This is a genomic window from Frateuria defendens, from assembly GCF_001182895.1.
GTDB classification, from domain to species: domain Bacteria; phylum Pseudomonadota; class Gammaproteobacteria; order Xanthomonadales; family Rhodanobacteraceae; genus Frateuria_B; species Frateuria_B defendens.
In genome coordinates, this window is sequence record NZ_LFQR01000283.1 from 1 (window position 1) to 237 (window position 237).

A 237-nucleotide genomic window follows, 5' to 3' on the forward strand; every position below is an offset into this window, starting at 1 on the left:
GGCACGAACAGCGCGGTGCTGACCGCGCAGCAGCTGCTCAACAGCGGGCGCATCGCCAGCCAGGGCCTGACCGCGCTGAGCGCGGGCGGCGACCTTCTCAACACCAACGGCCGCATCAGCGGCGGCGTGGTGAGCCTGGTGGCGGGCGGCGACATCCGCTCGTTCTCGCTGGGCGGCCTCGCCCACAGCGGCCTGCCGGCCGCCAGCATCAGCGCGGGCCAGGGCCTGCAGATCCTC

At 74.3% G+C, this 237-nt stretch carries 1 protein-coding gene; it reads left to right on the forward strand.

What is annotated here, in order from left to right; translation table 11 throughout:
- Positions 1-237, forward strand: a 237-nt coding sequence (locus ACH65_RS20445) for a hypothetical protein (RefSeq protein WP_049624074.1), incomplete at both ends; no start/stop codon positions are given.